The sequence below is a fragment of the Crenothrix polyspora genome (assembly GCF_900163755.1).
GTDB classification, from domain to species: domain Bacteria; phylum Pseudomonadota; class Gammaproteobacteria; order Methylococcales; family Methylomonadaceae; genus Crenothrix; species Crenothrix polyspora.
In genome coordinates, this window is the sequence record NZ_FUKI01000067.1 from 1 (window position 1) to 2,612 (window position 2,612).

The following is a 2,612-nucleotide window of genomic DNA, read 5'->3' on the forward strand; positions in this document are numbered from 1 at the left end:
CACTAAATTATCAAACTGTTAAAAAATAGCAATAGCTTTGGAAAAAGTGTACGGTAGTGAAACCAAGGACGAAGCCAAAAGTCTGGTCGAATTGTTTTTTGGTGAAATCAAAGACGCTTTGGAACGGAGGGTAGCGGTAAAGCTGTAAGTTTTAATTGTGAGGTAAAGTCTACCGTCCTGGTAGAAATCGATGAAATACCGAATTAAACCTTGCTCCTATCGCATTTGCAACGGCATAAATATTAACTTTCCAAAGATTTAGTCACAAAAAAACCGTAAAGCATCAAGGTCTATATCAGGGGGAGGGTTAAGCTTTAAGAAGGTTTTACGCACATTTCCCATTTTTTTAAGCGCCTGCTGATACTGTTTTGGTGTTAAATTCAGGTTGTCCAACATTTCTTTCTGGCTTTCTACCAAGAGTTGATCAATGATCACCAACATAATTCATAGACTGCTGAAAATCTGTGCCTTGATTAAAACATCGGTAAGTTTCATAGTCAACAACGTTTAAAGTGTTTGGGTTAAATTGGATACTCATGGGAACCGTAAGTGTTTTAATCGTTAAGCTATTATTCTTTAATGCTGAAAATCAAGCAAGCTTCCCATTAACCCGATTCTTCATATCTTTGCCAGGCTTGAAATGAATAGCTACCTTAGCAGGTAAATGAACCAATTCACCGGTTTTAGGATTACGCGCATGACGAGAAGTTCGGTGATGAAGTGAAAAACTACCAAAACCTCTTATTTCAATACGCTCACCCGCTTCTAAACTGAGCGCCATTTGTTCAAGCATGCAATTCACCGCTAACTCTATATCGCGTGCTAATAAATACGGTTGTCGTTCACATAAAGCATTAACAAATTCAGACTTAACCATCAACCATTGCTCCATGAATTAAAGGATGGACATTCTGCCCAACTTTGTTGTATTGCTCCATTTGCTTACGGTACATGGCATCATCGTATTCTTTCTGGCTGGCAAAGCCCTGACGTTCCCAAATTTCAACTACTTTTTTCTTGACCGGTTGTATCTTTTGATCCAATTCCCAATCATGTCCCCAATCATTTTTTAGAGCATTATTCAAAAATCCGGCATAAGATTTATCCGCCTTGGTGTTACTGTAGAGAATATTGCGCTTGACGTAATCAAAGCCATTTTTTTGTTCAAAGACCCCTAAAGCTGTCTGTACGGTTTTTTTAGCTCTGTGTTGTTCAGGAACAAGCACCATTAGCTGATCCAATAGCGTATCGGCATGAATTTCTAATGGAGATAAATCCAATATTGAAAGTATTGGTATTCCCTCAATTGGTGATTCAATAGTCGATGATTCATTTAGTTTTTTAGTGAAAATATGGAAGCGGATGGCGCCTACTCGACGACCATACTTGATTTCATCGAACTCGAAGCTTAAGTCGGATTTGGCTTTAAGTTCTTTTTGTACTGGTTTTATAATATTGAGTTTGAAGTTACTGTACTCAGGATGCAGATCAACTCGTAATCCAAGTATCTCTCGTAATACCTCTATTTTTATCTCTCGTGTTTTAAGATGTTCGTATTGCTTCAACAGATTGTACACGCGCATCGTGTACTGGCTTTTAAAACTTAATAGCATTTCAAGTCTGCACGACGTGAAATTACCTTTCAGTTGCAGTAAATACGGTTTTAACTTTGGATCAAAAGACAATAAAACAGCTCCCTCCCCATCTAAGTATTTCGCAGAAGATACCCATCCGATAGCCAGAGGGCCGTCATCCTCGTAGAACACCAAAACCCGTGACACAATACTTTTTTGGATAGCATGAAACCCTCGGTAAATGGATTTCTGATCAAGGCCGAGAAAACTGGCAAATTCTTTAACGTTGATTCGGTATTCTGTGAAGTCGGCATCATCTGGTTGAATTTTAGCTATCATGGACAAGATTAAGCGTTGCTCACCCAATGGCAGAGAGTACCTAGCCTCGACTAATTTATTGGATTGGGTAACTATTAGAGATGACGGGGGTAGAAGTTTTTTCTTATCTTTAGCCATGCCGAAACCTTTGGAAAATGCGGTCAATCTACATAAAAATAAATAACTGGATAAAGAATAGCCTATTTTTTAGAGGATTTCCACTATTTCGCCGCCTTTTCCAAAGGTTTCGCCGCCTTTTCCAAAGGTTTCGCCGCCTTTTCCAAAGGTTTCGCCGCCTTTTCCAAAGGTTTCGCCGCCTTTTCCAAAGGTTTCGCCGCCTTTTCCAAAGGTTTCGCCTTGTAATGCATTGATTATTAAAATTAAAAATGCTCCTAAAACATATAAAACAACTAAAACATATAAAACAACTACAACTACACTTAAAAAAATAGAATTGTTAACTTTAGTAGTCCGTAGTTTTTTGAACCAGTCAATTTTTACATCAATCCTCAGCAATTCAGAGCATCTCAGAATTAAAGTCAAATCAATTTATTGGCGTACATTAAAAATAAATATTTCCGACAAATTTGAAGGAAAATAGTCAGTTTTCCATCCTCTATTGTAAATTCTTAATGAAAAAACACTCAGCCAAATCGTCAGCAATTCAGAGTATCCCGAAAAACCAATATACTGGAAACCTACTCTTTTATTGCGGACACG

The 2,612-nt window shown here is 37.9% G+C and carries 4 protein-coding genes; all 4 read right to left on the reverse strand.

Features of this window, described 5'->3' with window-relative positions:
• Nucleotides 1-258: 258 nt before the first annotated feature.
• The 4 genes from CRENPOLYSF2_RS18755 to CRENPOLYSF2_RS04155 all read right to left on the reverse strand — a co-directional run bounded on the left by CRENPOLYSF2_RS18755 (nucleotide 259) and on the right by CRENPOLYSF2_RS04155 (nucleotide 2,408).
• Nucleotides 259-441, reverse strand: coding sequence for a hypothetical protein (locus tag CRENPOLYSF2_RS18755; RefSeq protein ID WP_087142699.1), 183 nt, complete (start codon nucleotides 439-441; stop codon nucleotides 259-261).
• A 148-nt stretch (nucleotides 442-589) separates the two neighbouring features.
• A complete protein-coding gene (locus CRENPOLYSF2_RS04145; RefSeq protein WP_087142700.1) occupies nucleotides 590-877 on the reverse strand; it encodes an integration host factor subunit beta in 288 nt (95 codons plus the stop codon).
• On the reverse strand, nucleotides 870-2,030 hold the full coding sequence (locus tag CRENPOLYSF2_RS04150; protein ID WP_087142701.1) for a replication initiation protein: 1,161 nt from the start codon (nucleotides 2,028-2,030) through the stop codon (nucleotides 870-872). Before CRENPOLYSF2_RS04150 ends, CRENPOLYSF2_RS04145 begins: the two co-directional genes overlap by 8 nt.
• Nucleotides 2,031-2,099: 69 nt before the next feature.
• Nucleotides 2,100-2,408, reverse strand: a complete 309-nt coding sequence (locus CRENPOLYSF2_RS04155) for a hypothetical protein (RefSeq protein ID WP_176371026.1) — start codon at nucleotides 2,406-2,408, stop codon at nucleotides 2,100-2,102.
• Between the last annotated feature and the right edge of the window lie 204 nt (nucleotides 2,409-2,612).

Bases quoted from the DNA above. Each gene is read 5' to 3' on its own strand.
- CRENPOLYSF2_RS18755 (WP_087142699.1), bottom strand. From the start codon at position 441: ATGTTGGTGATCATTGATCAACTCTTGGTAGAAAGCCAGAAAGAAATG.
- CRENPOLYSF2_RS04145 (WP_087142700.1), bottom strand. From the start codon at position 877: ATGGTTAAGTCTGAATTTGTTAATGCTTTATGTGAACGACAACCGTAT.
- CRENPOLYSF2_RS04150 (WP_087142701.1), bottom strand. From the start codon at position 2,030: ATGGCTAAAGATAAGAAAAAACTTCTACCCCCGTCATCTCTAATAGTT.